The organism is Amycolatopsis sp. NPDC102522, assembly GCF_055584485.1.
In genome coordinates this window covers 444,450-459,564 of record NZ_JBVJLY010000002.1, presented here as the reverse complement: position 1 = coordinate 459,564, position 15,115 = coordinate 444,450, and the positions used below count along the sequence as shown (strand labels likewise).

The 15,115-nt window shown below is 69.6% G+C and carries 12 protein-coding genes; 5 read left to right on the top strand and 7 right to left on the bottom strand.

Annotated elements, in window-relative coordinates:
* Positions 1-80: 80 nt before the first annotated feature.
* From ACZ6YV_RS08050 to ald, 4 genes are all read right to left on the bottom strand, one after another.
* Positions 81-3,803 (bottom strand): ABC transporter ATP-binding protein, encoded by a 3,723-nt coding sequence (locus ACZ6YV_RS08050; protein WP_465508936.1) that lies wholly within the window; start codon positions 3,801-3,803, stop codon positions 81-83.
* Between the two features lie 468 nt (positions 3,804-4,271).
* Positions 4,272-5,156, bottom strand: a complete 885-nt coding sequence (locus ACZ6YV_RS08045; protein WP_465508935.1) for an ABC-2 transporter permease — start codon at positions 5,154-5,156, stop codon at positions 4,272-4,274.
* Entirely contained in the window at positions 5,156-6,340 is a 1,185-nt protein-coding gene (locus tag ACZ6YV_RS08040; RefSeq protein WP_465508934.1) for an ABC transporter ATP-binding protein, read from the bottom strand. The genes ACZ6YV_RS08045 and ACZ6YV_RS08040 overlap by 1 nt, the downstream gene beginning before the upstream one ends.
* Before the next feature lie 546 nt (positions 6,341-6,886).
* Positions 6,887-8,002, bottom strand: a complete 1,116-nt coding sequence (gene ald / locus ACZ6YV_RS08035) for an alanine dehydrogenase (protein ID WP_465508933.1) — start codon at positions 8,000-8,002, stop codon at positions 6,887-6,889.
* A 163-nt stretch (positions 8,003-8,165) separates the two neighbouring features.
* On the opposite strand from ald, the gene ACZ6YV_RS08030 reads away from it, so the two are divergent.
* The 3 genes from ACZ6YV_RS08030 (at position 8,166) to ACZ6YV_RS08020 (ending at position 9,871) form a co-directional block, all read left to right on the top strand.
* A complete protein-coding gene (locus ACZ6YV_RS08030) occupies positions 8,166-9,107 on the top strand; it encodes a zinc-binding dehydrogenase (RefSeq protein WP_465508932.1) in 942 nt (313 codons plus the stop codon).
* Positions 9,107-9,526, top strand: coding sequence for a pyridoxamine 5'-phosphate oxidase family protein (locus tag ACZ6YV_RS08025; protein ID WP_465508931.1), 420 nt, complete (start codon positions 9,107-9,109; stop codon positions 9,524-9,526). The genes ACZ6YV_RS08030 and ACZ6YV_RS08025 overlap by 1 nt, the downstream gene beginning before the upstream one ends.
* A 117-nt stretch (positions 9,527-9,643) precedes the next feature.
* Entirely contained in the window at positions 9,644-9,871 is a 228-nt protein-coding gene (locus ACZ6YV_RS08020) for a hypothetical protein (RefSeq protein ID WP_005150660.1), read from the top strand.
* Positions 9,872-9,999: 128 nt separating this feature from the next.
* Here the strand turns inward: ACZ6YV_RS08020 and ACZ6YV_RS08015 are convergent, their stop codons facing one another.
* Together ACZ6YV_RS08015 and ACZ6YV_RS08010 are read right to left on the bottom strand one after the other, a co-directional pair.
* On the bottom strand, positions 10,000-11,553 hold the full coding sequence (locus ACZ6YV_RS08015; protein WP_465508930.1) for a PucR family transcriptional regulator: 1,554 nt from the start codon (positions 11,551-11,553) through the stop codon (positions 10,000-10,002).
* Between the two features lie 36 nt (positions 11,554-11,589).
* The gene (locus ACZ6YV_RS08010; RefSeq protein WP_465508929.1) at positions 11,590-11,751 is read right to left on the bottom strand and encodes a hypothetical protein; all 162 of its coding nucleotides are present in this window, start codon (positions 11,749-11,751) and stop codon (positions 11,590-11,592) included.
* 301 nt (positions 11,752-12,052) lie between these two features.
* On the opposite strand from ACZ6YV_RS08010, the gene ACZ6YV_RS08005 reads away from it, so the two are divergent.
* Positions 12,053-13,354: a bifunctional o-acetylhomoserine/o-acetylserine sulfhydrylase gene (locus tag ACZ6YV_RS08005; RefSeq protein ID WP_465508928.1), complete on the top strand. Its 1,302-nt coding sequence runs from the start codon at positions 12,053-12,055 to the stop codon at positions 13,352-13,354.
* On the top strand, positions 13,351-14,472 hold the full coding sequence (gene metX / locus ACZ6YV_RS08000; RefSeq protein WP_465508927.1) for a homoserine O-acetyltransferase MetX: 1,122 nt from the start codon (positions 13,351-13,353) through the stop codon (positions 14,470-14,472). The genes ACZ6YV_RS08005 and metX overlap by 4 nt, the downstream gene beginning before the upstream one ends.
* 104 nt (positions 14,473-14,576) lie before the next feature.
* Here the strand turns inward: metX and ACZ6YV_RS07995 are convergent, their stop codons facing one another.
* The gene (locus ACZ6YV_RS07995) at positions 14,577-15,074 is read right to left on the bottom strand and encodes a hypothetical protein (RefSeq protein ID WP_005150645.1); all 498 of its coding nucleotides are present in this window, start codon (positions 15,072-15,074) and stop codon (positions 14,577-14,579) included.
* Between the last annotated feature and the right edge of the window lie 41 nt (positions 15,075-15,115).

Genomic DNA, 15,115 nt, shown 5'->3' with positions numbered 1-15,115 from the left:
GCAATGAAGGGGGCCTTCACGTACTTCAGGTGGGTGAGGCGGCGGTGGCGCGTCGGTCCGAATCGCCACTCACGACCCGCTCAGCCCAGAGACCAAAGGCGCGCGTAATGGCCGCCGGCGGCGACCAGGTCCGTGTGCGTGCCCTGTTCGATGATCCGGCCGTGGTCCAGCACCACGATCCGGTCCGCCTTGGCGGCGGTGGCGAGGCGGTGCGCGACCACGAAAGTCGTGCGGCGGCGCGCGAGTTGTTCCGTCGCGCGCAGGACGGCGGCTTCGGTGGACGGGTCCAGGGCCGCGGTCGCCTCGTCGAGCAGGAGGACGTCCGGGTCCACGAGTTCGGCGCGGGCGAGGGCGACGAGTTGTCGCTGTCCGGCCGAAAGCGACCGTCCGCGTTCACCGACGGGCTGGTGGAAACCGGCGGGGAGCGCGGCGACACCGTCGAGCGCGCCGACGGACCGGACCGCTTCCTCGACCTCCGCGTCCGTCGCGGAAGGCCTGCCGTAGCGCACATTATCCGCGACGGTCCCCGAGAACAGATGCGCTTCCTGTGGCACCACGCCCATCCGGGTGCGCAGGGCGGCGAGGTCGTACTCGCGGATGTCGGTTCCGTCGATCCGGACCACACCGCCTGTCGCGTCGTAGAAGCGTGCGACGAGCTTCACCGCCGTCGACTTCCCGGCGCCTGTCGCCCCGACCAAGGCGACGGTCTCCCCGGGCGCGACCTCCAGTGAAAGCTGCGTCAGGGCAGGCTCGTCCATTGCGGTGTAAGCGAAATCGACGTCCTTGAAGGAGACCTCTCCCCGCAGCCGCTCCGGGACCGCGACCGGTTTCTCCGCCTCCGGGACGGAAGTCGGCGTGCGCAGCAGATCGCCGATGCGCGACAGGCCGACCCGTGCCTGCTGGTAGCCGTCGAACACCGAGGACAGTTGCTGGATCGGCGAGAAGAACTGGCCGAGGTACAACAGGAACGCCACCAGGACACCGGCAGACAGCGTGCCCGCCGCGACCCGGTTCGCGCCGACGATCAGCACGACGACCTCGGCCAGTCCGGAAAGCATTGCCGCGAAAGGGAAGTACGTCGCGACAAGGCGCTGGGCGCGAAGCCTCGAACGCCGGTACTCGTCGCTTCGGGACGCGAACTTCTCCGCCGTGCGCTCCTCGCGCGTGTACGCCTGCGCGACCCGCAGGCCGTTCACGTTCTCCTGCATGTCCGCGTTGACGACGCTGACCCGCTCCCGGGCTTCGGTGTACGCCTTGGACGAAGCCCGGCGGAAGATCACCGTCGCCACGACGAGGATCGGCAGCACCGCGAGCGCGTACGCCGCCAGCCCGAGGTCGGTGACCATCAGCGCCGCCGCGATCCCGACCAGGGTCAGCGCGCTCACCACCGCTTGCGCGACGCCGGTCTGCAGGAACGTCGAGAGCGCGTCGACGTCGGTCGTCATCCGGGTCATGATCTTCCCGGACAGTTCGCGTTCGTAGAAGTCGAGCCCGAGCCGTTGCAGATGGGCGTAACTGCGCACGCGCAGCGAATACAGCACCGTCTCGCCGACGCGCGCGGTCATCTTGGTCTGGAGGTAGATCACCAGCCAGTCCGCGAGGATCACCAGCGCGCCGATCCCGGCGGCCAGCCAGATCACCGCCTCCGCGCCGGCGCGCACCCCGTTGTCGATGCCGTACTGGTACAGCGCGGGCATCGCGATGGTGGCCAGCGCGTCCGCCGCGACCAGGCCGATCACCACGGCGAGCGGGCCGCGCACCGGTTTCAGCAGGCGGCCGAGGCGGAACTTCGGTTCGGGCGCGGTGACGTCGGTACCCGGCAACACCGGGACGTCGTTCGCGGGTGGCAGTTTCCGGACGCCTTCGATGAGTTCCTCGCTCGGCGGCAGGTTGACGTCCCACTCGCCGCCGGTGCCCTTCCGCTCGTCCGCCAGGTCGTCGGCCTTGTCCTGCTCCGGCCACAGGGCGGGGGTGATCCCCGCGGGGCCGCAGTCGAGACCCTCGCAGCGATGCGGTTCCTCGACGTCGTCACCCGGCCCTGCGACGAGTTCGCGGAACAGCGGGCAGCGGGCCAGCAGTTCTTCCTCGGTGCCGACGTCGACGACGTGGCCCTTGTCCAGCACGGCGATCCGGTCGGCGAGGGCGAGGGTGGAGCGGCGGTGCGCGATCAGCAGGGTCGTCCGGCTCGCGGTGACCGAACGCAGCGTGTCGTGGATCGCGGCCTCGGTGACCGTGTCGATGGCGGACGTCGCGTCGTCGAGGACCAGTACGCGCGGGTCGGTCATCAGTGCCCTGGCCAGGCCGAGCCGCTGCCGCTGGCCGCCCGACAACGTGAGGCCGCGCTCGCCGATGAGCGTGTCGTAGCCGTCGGGAAGCCGCTGGATGAACTCGTCCGCCTCCGCCGCCCGCGCGGCCGCGCGGATCTCCTCGTCGCTCGCGTCCGGCCTGCCGTAGGCGATGTTGTCGCGTACCGACGAGGAGAAGAGGAACGCCTCCTCGAAGACCACGCCGATCACGCTGCGCAGGTCGTGCTGCCGCACGTCGCGGACGTCGAGGTCGCCGACCTGGACCGAACCGCTGTGCACGTCGTAGAACCGGGGCAGCAGCAAGGAGATCGTCGACTTGCCTGAACCGGCCGTGCCGACCAGAGCGAGCGTCTCGCCCGGCAGTGCCGCCAGGGTGAGCCCGTCGAGCACGGGATCCGACCGCGTGTAGCCGAAGGAGACGTCCTCCAGCCGGACGCCGAGAGGGCCATCGGGCAGCGGCCGCGCGTCCGGGCTGTCGACGACGTCCGGCTGCGCGTCGATCAGTTCGTTGACCCGCTCCGCGCCCGACCTGGTCAGCTGGGCCTGGACGACGAGGCTCGAGATCATCCGCGCCGGGCCGATCAGGATGGACAGATAGGTCGCGAAGGCGAGGAAGGTGCCGAGGCTGACTTCGCCCTTCAGCGCCAGGACGCCGCCGACCGCCAGTACCGCGACCTGACCGGCCGCGGGCAGTGCCGCTGTCGTCGCCGTGGGCAAAGAGGACAGCCTTGCCGCGCGCATGCGTTCCGCGAAGAGCTTCTTCGCCGTCTTCTCCAGCTTCGCGACTTCGCGCGCTTCCTGACCGAAGCCCTTCACGACGCGTACGCCGGTGACGGTCTCCTCGACCTGCTGCGCGACGTCGGCCGCGCGCTGCTGGGCCGCCCAGGTCGCGGGGAAGAGCCGCTTCCGGCTCACGGCCATGATGATCGCGATCGCCGGGGCGACCACCATCGCGATCAGGGTCAGCGTCGGCGACATCCACAGCATCGCGCCGAGCGACAGGAGCGCGAAGATCACCGACCCCGCCGAGAGCGGCACCTGCATCAGGACCGACGTGACCAGTTGCAGGTCCGAGATCGCGCGGGAGGCGACCTGCCCGGTGCGCAGCGCGTCCTGCTTGCCGCCGTCGAGCCGGGAGACCGCGTTGAACACCTGGCGGCGCAGATCGTGCTGGACGTCGAGGGCCAGCCGTCCGCCGACGTACCGGCGGGCGAAGGCGTTGCCGAAGGTCAGCACCTGCAGCACCGCCATCACGGCGGCGAGGAGGCCGAGGTTGGAGGTGTCGCCCGCGACGGCGCCGTCGAGCGCCTCGCGGATCAGCAGCGGTCCGGCGGCCTGCAGTCCGACGCCGATGATCGCCGCGCCCAGCGACAGTACGACCAGCCACGGATGTTTCCAGCACGAAGCGGCCAGGCGGCGGATCCAGCCTCCGGCGGGTGCGGGGGTGGTCTCACGAGCCGGACTGGCTTGACGCGGACGAGGTGGAGCAGTAGTCACCCCGTCAGCCTAGGCGGCCCCACCGACATGATCGGCCGGTTCGCGGAGGGCCGAACGCCATGAAGGGTCCTTTCCTTGCAAATTTCGCAAGGAAAGGACCCTTCACGTCACACGTGGTGGAGCCGTGCCCCACGCCGAGAGGGAAGGTGACCCACGTCCAGCGAGACGTGATCCATGGAGAGCGGGGCGATAGCCCACGGTCGGCAGAGCGAGTGCCGCACGCCCGGTGGTGAGGTAGCCCACGTCCGCGGACCAAGTGCCGCACGTCCAGCGAAAGGGTGACCTACGTCGACGCCCCAGAACGGTCTCCCCAAGGGCGCCCCGCGCCCGACGGAGACTTCACCCGTCGCGCGCCCTCTTTCGGGCCGAAGGCCCACGTAAACGTGATGAAGGGGCGCCTTCCCACCCAACCCGCAGGTTGAAGCGGTCCGACGCCCCTTCGGCACGTTTACGTCAGCGCGCGATAAATCAGGTGATGTCCTTCTTCTGGTTCACGGCCCAGCCGGCGAGGAAGAAGACCATCGTCCAGCCGAAGAAGATGAGCGCCGAGGCCCACCACGAGAACGCGCCGGGCGCACCCGCCGCGTACTGGAGCGCCCACGCCGTCTCGTCCTGCAGGCCGGGCACCTTCACGCCGGCGGCGCCGAACGCCTCCGCGCCGATGGCGCCCACGATGCCGTTGACCGTGCCGTTCGGCAGGACTCCGCCCAGCCACGTGATGTCCCAGGCGCCGAAGGACACGAACACCAGGACGTTCTCGACCACGAGCATCCAGATGGTCAGCGTGATGATGCTGCCGATCACGCTGCGCCATACGGCGCCGACCCCGATGCCGAACAGGGTCGCCAGGATCGTCGCGAGGACACCGGCGCCGAGCACACCCAGCCACTGGCCCGCCGTGGGCAGGCGCTCGCTGTCGACCGTGATCACGGTGCCGAGGCTCGCCGCGGCCACGATGATCACGCCGTAGATCGCGCCCCACGCGACGTAGGTGATCATTTTCGCGCTCAACGCCGAAACCCGGTTCGGGGCGGTGAGGAACGTCGTGGTGATCGTCTTCTTCGTGTACTCGCCTGCAAGGGCGAAGACACCGAAGATGATCGGGATCATCGTGCCGATGTTGATGCCGTGTCCGAGGGCGAGCAGGCCGACGGGCAGCGCGCCGGTCGAGATGCCGAGCGCTTCGGTCAGCTCACGGGTGTCCGAGCGGCCGAGGAAGTCACTGAAGTCGTTCGTGACCATGCCCCAGAACAGGGCGAACGCGAACGCGAAGACCACCGCGGGGATCATCAGCGCCCACCACGCCTTGAGCGTGAGCGTCTTGCGGAACTCCGCCTTGATCAGGTTGCCCATCAGCCCTGGCCTCCCCAGCCCTCGTTCTGGCCCTGCTGCGGCGCCTGCTGCTGAGGCGGCGCCTGCTGGTACTGCTGCTGTTGCTGCGGCGGCTGACCCTGCTGCTGGTACTGCTGCGGAGGCGCGAAACCGGGCGGCGGCGTGTTCGGTGCAGCGGTGTTCTGGGGCGCGTAGCCGGGAGGCGGACCCTGATATCCGGGCGGCGGGCCCTGATAACCCGGGGGCGGACCCTGGTAGCCCGGCGGCGGGCCCTGCTGCTGGAAACCGGGCTGCGGCGCGGAGTACTGGCCCTGCGTCAGCTGGAAGAACATCCGCTCCAGATCCGCTGTCTCCTCCTGCATGCCGTAGACCGCGATGCTCGCCTTGGCGGAGATGTCACCGATCTGCTGCACCGTCGCACCGGAGACCGCGACCCGGCCGTCCTGCATCGGCGAGACCTGCGTGATGCCCGCCTCCTGCAACGCGGCGACGAGGCCGTTCGCGTCGGCGGACTGCACCAGCACGCGAGACTGGTTGCCCTTGCGCAACTGGTCCAGCGAGCCGTTGTAGCGCGTCATGCCCTGGCTGATGATCACGACCTGGTCGATCGTCTGCTCCACCTCGTTCAGGAGGTGGCTCGAGACCAGCACCGTGCGCCCCTCACGCGCATACGCGCGCAGGAAGTTCCGCAGCCACAGGATGCCTTCGGGGTCGAGACCGTTCGTGGGCTCGTCCAGCACCAGCACCTGCGGGTTCCCCAGCAACGCCGTCGCCAGCGCCAGCCGCTGCCGCATACCGAGCGAGAACCCGCCCGCCTTGCGGTCCGCCGCCGACGAGAGGCCCACCAGGCCCAGCACCTCGTCCACGCGCTGATCCGGCATCCCGATCGCCGCCGCGTACACGCGCAGGTGATTCCGTGCCGTGCGTCCCGGGTGGAAACCCTCGTTCTCCAGCACCGAACCGACGACCCTTGCCGGATTCCCCAGCTGGTCGTGCGGGCGCCCGTTGATGGTCGCCGTGCCGTTCGTGGGCGTCACCAGCCCGAGCAGCATCCGGAGCGTCGTGGTCTTCCCGGCCCCGTTGGGCCCCAGGAAGCCGGTCACCGAACCGGGCTCCACCGTGAAGCTCAGATTCTGGACCGCGTTGACCGCGCCGAACTGCTTGCTCAGGTTCTGCACCGCGATGCGGCCACTGCCGTCGTGCATACCGTCCCCTTTTGTTGACGAAGGCCGATCACGCGACATCCTGCCTCACGGGGTGTGTCCGCACTCGCGGAAGGGGTCAATCCGTCGAAAGCGACGTTCGTCACGTTCGACGCGGTGACGACTCCGTCCCTCAGCGCACCCGGAACTGGGCCGAATGGCCGCTGACTACCGGATATGCGCCGTAGAGCGCGGAAAATCACCGACTGTCGGGGTGGTCTGTGAAGAAGTAATTCCGAAGACATGGCAACCCCATGCAGCGCGGCGGCGACTTATTACCTACGATGTAGGAGGCGGCCCGCTCCCAATGACCCCCAGGTTGGTTGAGCGGGCCGCCCTTATTTCTGGGGCCCGAGCCCCAGACCCCACGGTGCGGTCGGTGGCGGTTCGCGAGGTTTACTCGGTTCCGAGGGGTTGAACGGTGTTTTAGGTCCCGAAAGGCTGAAGGCCCCCCCGTGTGAACGAGGGGCCTTCGTGGTGCTTGGGAGCGAGGGACCTTTGCCCACTGGGGTGGCAAAGGCCCCTCGCGTAGGAGAGTGGCTTGGGGGATCAGGCCAGGACGGCGGCCAGATCGGTGGCGGGCAGGCCGTGCGCGGCCGCGACAGGGGCGTTGGTCAGGGCGCCCGCGTGCGTGTTGAGGCCCTTCGCCAGCGAAGCGTCGGCCTGCAGCGCCTTGTGCCAGCCGTGGTCCGCGAGCTGCACGGCGTACGGCAGCGTCACGTTGGTCAGCCCGTAGGTCGACGTGCGGGGCACCGCGCCCGGCATGTTCGCGACGCAGTAGAACACCGACTCGTGGACCTTGTAGGTCGGCTCGTCGTGCGTGGTCGGCCGCGAGTCGGCGAAGCAGCCGCCCTGGTCGATCGCGATGTCCACCAGCACACTGCCCGGACGCATCCGCGAAACGAGATCGTTCGAGACCAGCTTCGGCGCCTTCGCGCCGGGCACGAGCACCGCGCCGATGACCATGTCGGCCTCCAGCACGGACTGCTCGACCGACAGCGCGTTCGAGGTCACCGTGCGGATGCGGCCGCCGAAGTCGTTGTCGATCTGGCGGAGGCGGTCGACGTTGGTGTCGAGGATCTCGACGTCCGAGCCGAGGCCGAGCGCGACCCGCGCCGCGTTGATGCCGGCGACACCGCCGCCGATCACGACCACGCGCGCCGGGTGGACACCGGGGATGCCGCCGGGCAGCACACCGCGGCCCCCGCTGGGCTTCATCAGGGAGTACGCGCCCACCTGCGGCGCCAGCCGTCCGGCGACCTCGGACATCGGCGCCAGCAGCGGCAGCGCGCGGTTCGGGGTCTGCACGGTCTCGTAGGCGATCGCGGTGGTGCCCGCGGCCAGCAGCGCGTCGGTCAGCGGCCGGTCCGCGGCGATGTGCAGGTAGGTGAACAGCACCTGGTCGGCGCGCAGCCGCGGGTACTCCTCGGCGATCGGCTCCTTGACCTTGAGCACGAGCTCGCCCTCGGACCAGGTCTCCTCCGCCGTCGCGAGGATCTTCGCGCCCGCGGCGAGGTACTCCTCGTCGGTGATGGACGAGCCGAGGCCGGCGCCGGTCTCGACGAAGACGTCGTGGCCGCGCCCGGTCAGTTCGTGCACGCCCGCCGGGGTGAGCGCCACCCGGTACTCGTGCCTCTTGATTTCACGGGGGACGGCGATACGCACGGAGTGCCTCCAGCGGCGGGGTCTACGACAAGTGCTGCCACTCACGGTGATGTACCCGGACGGCGGTGTCATCGTGTGCCCGGGACAATATTGAGAGCCGGTCATGGTTTTCCCGGCACAATCGCTTGACCTCCAGTCAAGTCGAGCTTGCACCTTGGGTCACATGAGAGCGGTGTGGTTGAAAGAGTTCGGCGGGCCCGAAGTGCTCGTCGCGGGCGAGGCTCCCGATCCGGTCCCCGGGGCGGGCCAGGCGCTGGTCGAGGTGGCGTTCGCCAACATCACGTTCGTCGAGACGCAGTTCCGCGCCGGCGGCGGCGGGCCGTTCCGGGCCGAACCGCCGCTGATCCCCGGCAATGGTGTCGGCGGCGTGATCAGCGCTGTCGGCGACGGGGTCGACCTCGACCTGGTCGGGAAGCGCGTCGTGACCTCGACAGGCGGCTCCGGGGCGTACGCGGAACGGGTCGCTGTCGCCGCCGATTCCGTCTTCGAGGTGCCGGACGGCCTGGCCCTCGACGCCGCGGTGGCGATCCTCGCCGACGGCCGCACGGCGACGGCGCTGGTGACGGCGGCGGGCCTCCGGCAGGGGGAGCGCGTGCTGGTCGAGGCCGCGGCGGGCGGTGTCGGCGGGCTGATCGTCCAGCTCGCCAAGGCCGCGGGCGCCGAGGTCGTCGGTGCGGCGGGAGGCCCGGCGAAGGTCGAGCATGTCCGGGAGCACGGCGCCGATCTGGCTGTCGACTACCGCGAGCCGGACTGGGCGGCGAAGGCGGGCGAGGTCGACGTCGTGTTCGACGGGGTCGGGGGCGAGATCGGGACGACGTCGTTCGGGCTGCTGAGGCCCGGCGGCCGGATGCTGATCTACGGGCTGTCGAGTGGTTCGTGGACGGAGGTGCCCGAAGAGGACGCCGCCGCGCGCGGGGTCACGGTGATCCGGGACCTCGGCGGACCGGCCGAGATGCGGGCGTTCACCGGGTCCGCGCTCGCCGAAGCCGCCGCCGGGCGGCTGAAACCCGTGATCGGCCAACGGTTCCCGCTCGCCAGGGCGGCGGACGCGCACGCGGTCATGCAGTCGCGGGGCGCGATCGGCAAGACGGTGCTCGAGATCTGATGTTCGACGTCGACGAATTCCTCGCCGGTCCGCTGACGGCCAGGGTCGCCACGGCCGGGCCGACCGTGCGCCCGACCTGGTATCTCTGGGAGGACCGGGCCTTTTGGATCCTCGCCGGACCGTGGGCGAAGCTGGCCGGTCTCGTCCGCGAAGCACCGTCGATCGCGGTGACCGTCGACGTCTGTGACGTCGGCACCGGCCTGGTGCGGCAGGTGCTCGCGCGAGGTGAAGCGGAGGTGCGGCCGTTCGACGTCCCTCGTGGACGACGGCTGCTGAGCCGGTACCTCGGGTCCGACGAGGACAAATGGGATGCGCGTTTTCTTTCTTACCTGCACGATGATCCCGAGGCCAAAGGGACGGTCTGGCTCCGGATGGTGCCGAAGCGATTCGTCGCCGACGACCTCGGTTATCGGGTATGACGCACGGCCGCGTTCGCTGGGGGTGGACGCGGCCGTGCAACCTGCGAAACGGTAAATGCAGCACGATCGAGTCAAGATGTTGATCTTACTGGCCGGTAAGCTGCCATTCTGTTCCGCATGACAAATCAGGACTGGCGGCGGGAGCGGCGTGTCCGCACCGTCGACACCGAAGGCAATCCGGCTGATGTCGTCGTCGGCCTGGTCGAAACCCCTGGGCACGGCTACGAAGCCGCGCTGCGGGTCGACGGTGGCCCCGGTGTGCTTTTGCCGCTTTACCCCGGTGCCGATCTGCTCGCCGCGGTACGGCAGACCATTGAGGACGGATATCGCGCCAGCGCGCACTAATCTGTCGGATGTCATGAAAGGGTCTTTCAAGACGTTTTTCGTCCTGAAAGACCCTTTCATGACGTCTGCACGCAGTTTCGTCGCGCTACAAAGTGTTCGTCAATGAACAGTTTCTCGTGGAATGCCGATCAGCTCCAGCGCAGGGAAACGAGTTGTGTGATCAGCGCCAGCCGGACGTCGGGATCGTCGAGATCCAGCGGGACGAGGTCGAGCAGCCGCCGCATGCGGTATCGCAAGGTGTTGGGATGGATCCGAAGTTCTTTCGCGGCCGCGCGCGGGTCGCCGGGATGCCTCAGCCATTGGTAGAGCGTGTCGACGTAGCCGCTTTCGTGGGCTTCGTCGTGCGCGCGTAACAGGCCGAGCGGGCCGAGCTCGGCGACCTTCGCCGTACTCGCCGCCGTCGCTCCGCGGTGCAGTGAAAGGGCCGTCCACGCCTCGTCGAAGACCACGACACGGCCGGGAACGAGCTTCGCGCGGAGCAGGCTCAGCGCCTCGTCGGCCTGGACCCGCGATGTCGCGAGCTCGCCGATTTCGCAGGCCGAGCCCGCGGCCGCCCGCGGGGTCCCGCCCTTCCTCGACGACGGCAGGGCTTCGAGCGCGGCCCGGAGTTCGCCCCAGCTGTCGCCGTCCGGGACGACGGCGTAGAGCACGCCACCGAGTTCGGTGGCCACCGGCCGCCTGCCGACACCCTGCGAGATCCGTTCGAGAAGGGCGAGCCGCAGCCCTTCGTCGTCGCGCCCGTCGCCGCCGGAGACCTCGATGACGACGACGCGGTGCGGCTCCTCGGACAGGTCCAGTTCCGCGATCGCCTTGCGCGGGCTGGCTTTCCCTTCGAGTACGGCACGCAGGAGCTCGGCCGAGACCCGGCGCTGGGAATCGGTGTGCGCGCGACGGCGCAGCAGGTGCAGCGCGACGACGGGCGCCGCGTCGGCGAACGCGGCCGCGCGTTCGTCGGAGACCGGGCCCGCGACGACCGCCCACATCGACCCCAGCAGCTCGCCGCCCATCCTGATCGGCACGATGAGCCGGGGCAGGGTGCCGTCGCGCTGGGCGGGCACGAAGATCGTTTGCCGCCCACGGGAAAGCTCGCGGAACACCCCCCGCGACCGGAACCGCGCGAGCACGTCGTCGGGAATGCGGCGGCCCATGATCGTGGACACGCGCGCCGAGTCGGTCAGGTCCTGGCGGGCCGAGTAGGCGAGCACCCGCGAGTTGGTGTCCTCGATCGTCACCGGCGCGTCGACCACCGAAGCGACGGCGTCCGCGAGCCGGAACAGGTCGCCGGAACCGGGGCCGCCGCCGTCCTCCAGGGCGTCCGACTCGTCGGCCAGCGCGTCGAGAACCGTCCTGAGCAGCCAGACGAGCTGGGCCCACGACGTCGCCGACCGCACTTCGATCAACGCGATGTCCGCCGACTTCGCCGCCCGCTTCACCGACGGTTTCGCCGCGAGCGGCGGCTTCAGCAGGACGGCGGCGGCGCCTTTGGCCGCGCTGTGCTTGACGAGTTCCGCGGCGTCCGCGGTTTCGGTGATCGCGACGCCGAGGACGAGGTCGCCCGCGGCGAGGGAGTTGCCGGGTTCGGCGATGACGACGTCGCCGACGGCGGGGGACTCCTCGGGGACCTGAAGGGCGTGCAACAGCGTCGGTCCCACCCGGTCGACGACACTGCGTACGGAAACCATGGTGCGATTGTCCAGCAGGTGGGACCGCCGCACACGTCAGACCTCGCGCGGTGTCCTGGCGTCGATGTCCTCGGGCGTGAACCGCTCACGTTTGGTCGTCAGCGCCCAGCGGTGTCCGTCGGGATCGACGATCCGGCCGTAGCGCTCGCCGAAGAACATCTCCTCGACCGGCGCCTCCACCCGGGCGCCCGCGAACACCGCGGCCGGCGGTGGCGATTCGAGTCGTGCACAAGATCGTCGTCGAGGTGAGCGATCAAGAACGGGCGAAGAAGTTCTGGACCGAGGTCGCCGGATTCGGAGGTCACCACCGACGCGCCCTACGGTGACGACGGGGGCAAGTGGGTCGTGGGGCTGGTGGGCGATGTTCACCGATTCGGAGGGCAATCGGTTCGCCCTTTCGGGGCGGCATCCCACGTCCTGAGAGCGGTTGGGTGCTCCGTTCGGCGGAGCTAACTTCGGTGGCAACAGCCGAAACCCTTGAACCGCTAGGAGAATCGCGATGAGCGCGGACGGATGGTCGTTCGAGACCAAGCAGATCCACGCGGGTGCGGCGCCGGACACCGCCACCGGCGCGCGGGCGACCCCGATCTACCAGACCACCTCGTACGTGTTCCGCGACAGCCAGCACGGCGCCGACCTCTTCAGTCTCGCTGAGCCGGGCAACATCTACACGCGGATCAACAACCCCACGCAGGACGTGCTGGAGCAGCGCCTCGCCGCGCTCGAAGGCGGTGTCGCGGCGCTGGCCTTCGCCTCCGGGAGCGCGGCCACGACGGCGGCCATCCTCAACCTCGCGAACGCGGGTGACCACTTCGTCTCCAGCCCGGCGCTCTACGGCGGCACCTACAACCTTTTCCATTACACGCTGCCGAAACTCGGCATCGAGGTCTCGTTCGTCGAGGACCAGGACGACATCGAGCAGTGGAAGGCCGCGGCCCGGCCCAACACCAAGCTGTTCTTCGCCGAGACCCTGGCCAACCCGGGCAGCAACGTCCTCGACATCCGCAAGGTCGCCGACGCCGCGCACGAGGTCGGGGTCCCGCTGGTCGTGGACAACACCGTGCCGACCCCGTACCTCGTCCGCCCGATCGAGCACGGCGCCGACATCGTGGTCCACTCGGCGACCAAGTACCTCGGCGGCCACGGCACCACGGTCGCCGGTGTGCTGGTCGACGGCGGAACGTTCGACTTCGGCAAGGACCCCGCGCGGTTCCCCGGTTTCAACGAGGCCGACCCGAGCTATCACGGTCTCAAGTACTGGGAGGCGCTCGGCCCCGGCGCGTTCGCCGCCAAGGCCCGCGTCCAGATCCTGCGTGACACCGGTGCCGCGATCGCGCCCCTGAACAGTTTCCTGATCCTGCAAGGGATCGAGACGCTGTCGCTGCGCTTGGAGCGGCACGTGTCCAACGCGCAGGCGCTGGCCGAATGGCTGGAGCAGCGCGACGAGGTCGAGAAGGTGTACTACGCCGGGCTGCCGTCGAGCCCGTTCCACGAGGCCGCGAAGAAATACCTGCCGAAGGGCGCCGGCGCCGTGCTGTCGTTCGACCTGCGCGGCGGTGTCGAGGCCGGACGGGCCTTTGTGGACGGTACGGAACTGCACAGCCAGCTGGTCAACATCGGCGACGTGCGCAGCCTGATCGTGCACCCCGCCTCGACGACGCACAGCCAGCTGACGCCGGAGGAGCAGGCATCCAGCGGTGTCACGCCGGGCCTCGTGCGGCTCGCCGTCGGGCTGGAAGGAGTCGAGGACCTCAAGGCCGACCTCGAGGCCGGATTCCGGGCGGCCAAGGCGGCTCTGTGACCCAGGCTCCCGATCCCCCTCCCGCCACCGGTGCGTGGCGGGAGGGGGACCCGCCCGGCCGTCGCCGGTTCGTCACCGGCGTCCAGCCGCTCGAAACCGGGGGCGAAATCCCGTTCACGCTCGCCTACGAGACCTGGGGGACACTGAATTCGCGCGCCTCCAACGCGATCCTCGTCGAGCACGCGCTCACCGGGGACAGCCACGCCGTCGGACCAGCGGAGGAAGGCCACGTCAGCCCTGGTTGGTGGGACGGCCTGATCGGACCGGGCAAGGCGATCGACACCGACGCTTTCTTCGTCGTGGTCCCGAATGTGCTCGGCGGCTGCCAGGGCTCGACCGGCCCGTCCTCGTCGCATCCGGACGGAAGTCCCTGGGGTGGCAGGTTTCCCGCCGTGACCGTCCGGGACCAAGTGGCCGCCGAGGTCGTCCTGGCCGACGCGCTGGGCATCGGCCGGTGGGCCGCGGTGCTCGGCGGTTCCATGGGCGGGATGCGGGCGCTGGAATGGGCGGTGAGCGAGCCCGGCAGGGTCGCCGCACTGCTCGTCCTCGCGTCGACGGCGCAGGCGTCGGCGGACCAGATCGCCTGGGCCGCGCCGCAACTGCACGCCATCCGCTCCGATCCGGGCTGGCACGGCGGCGACTACTACGACGTCCCCGGCGGCGGCCCTCACGCCGGTCTCGGTGTCGCCCGCCGGATCGCGCACGCGACCTATCGCAGCGAAGCCGAGCTGGAGCAACGCTTCGGCCGCCGCTACCAGGACGAAGAGGACCCGTTGCGTGGTGGCCGGTTCGCCGTCGAGTCCTATTTGGACCACCACGCCGGGAAGCTGTCCCGCCGGTTCGACGCCGGCAGCTACGTGGTGCTCACCGAATCGATGAACACCCACGACGTCGGCCGCGGCCGGGGCGGCGTCGCGAACGCGCTCGGCCGGATCACCGCGCGCACTGTCGCCGCCGGAGTGGACAGTGACCGGCTCTACCCGCTGTACCAGTCGCAGGCGATCGCGGACGGGGTCGCCGGGGCGGAATTCGCCGTCATCGGCTCGCCCTACGGGCACGACTCGTTCCTGATCGAGACCGACCAGATCGCGCGGCTGGTGAAACTCCTGCTCGGCTAGCGACGCCTTCCGGGCTCCGCCAAGTACATGAAGGACCCCTTCCTTGCGCCTAGCGCAAGGAAGGGGTCCTTCATGTACTCGCAAGCGGCCACTGAGCGACCGCCCTAGTCCGCGACAGCGTCCGAAATCCAGGGCGCCACCGGCAGATCCCGGTCCAGGCATTCCGCCGACAGCCGGATCGTCCAGCGCAGCGCCTGCAGCACCAGGCTGTCCACCTCGTCCGGTGCGGCGTTGGCGAGCGCGATCTCGACCTGCTCCTGCGCGGCCTCGCTGTTGCCGTGCACTTCGGCGAGCAGGGTGCGCACGGCCGTCCGCACGGGCGGATCCGCCTGATCGATCGAGACCTCTTCACCGTCCTCGTCGAACACCTGCACCTTGACCGGCGCACTTCCTCCATCACCCAGCGTCGACACCATGGCGCTGCATTCGCCGAAGAGCATCATCACGAGCTCTTTGGTCTCTTCCGAGCGGGCCCGGGGCTCGACGGCGGTCGGAGTGAGCTCGTCGAGCGCCTCGGCGTCCTCCCCGAGGCTGATCGCCACGAGCGCACGCTGCGCCTTTTCGACGAGCCTCCGCTCGTACTCGCTCCTGTCCGGCTCCACGTGCCTATCAAACACCAGAGGACGGAAAAGTGGGGACAGGC

Coding starts and splice junctions, on each gene's coding strand:
- ACZ6YV_RS08045 (WP_465508935.1), bottom strand. CDS start 5,156: ATGGGCAACCTGATCAAGGCGGAGTTCCGCAAGACGCTCACGCTCAAG.
- ACZ6YV_RS08040 (WP_465508934.1), bottom strand. CDS start 6,340: ATGCACGACGGCAGTGGCCGCATCGCGGTGCAGAACCTGAGCAAGCAG.
- ACZ6YV_RS08030 (WP_465508932.1), top strand. CDS start 8,166: ATGAGAGCGGTGTGGTTGAAAGAGTTCGGCGGGCCCGAAGTGCTCGTC.
- ACZ6YV_RS08025 (WP_465508931.1), top strand. CDS start 9,107: ATGTTCGACGTCGACGAATTCCTCGCCGGTCCGCTGACGGCCAGGGTC.
- ACZ6YV_RS08020 (WP_005150660.1), top strand. CDS start 9,644: ATGACAAATCAGGACTGGCGGCGGGAGCGGCGTGTCCGCACCGTCGAC.
- ACZ6YV_RS08015 (WP_465508930.1), bottom strand. CDS start 11,553: ATGGTTTCCGTACGCAGTGTCGTCGACCGGGTGGGACCGACGCTGTTG.
- ACZ6YV_RS08005 (WP_465508928.1), top strand. CDS start 12,053: ATGAGCGCGGACGGATGGTCGTTCGAGACCAAGCAGATCCACGCGGGT.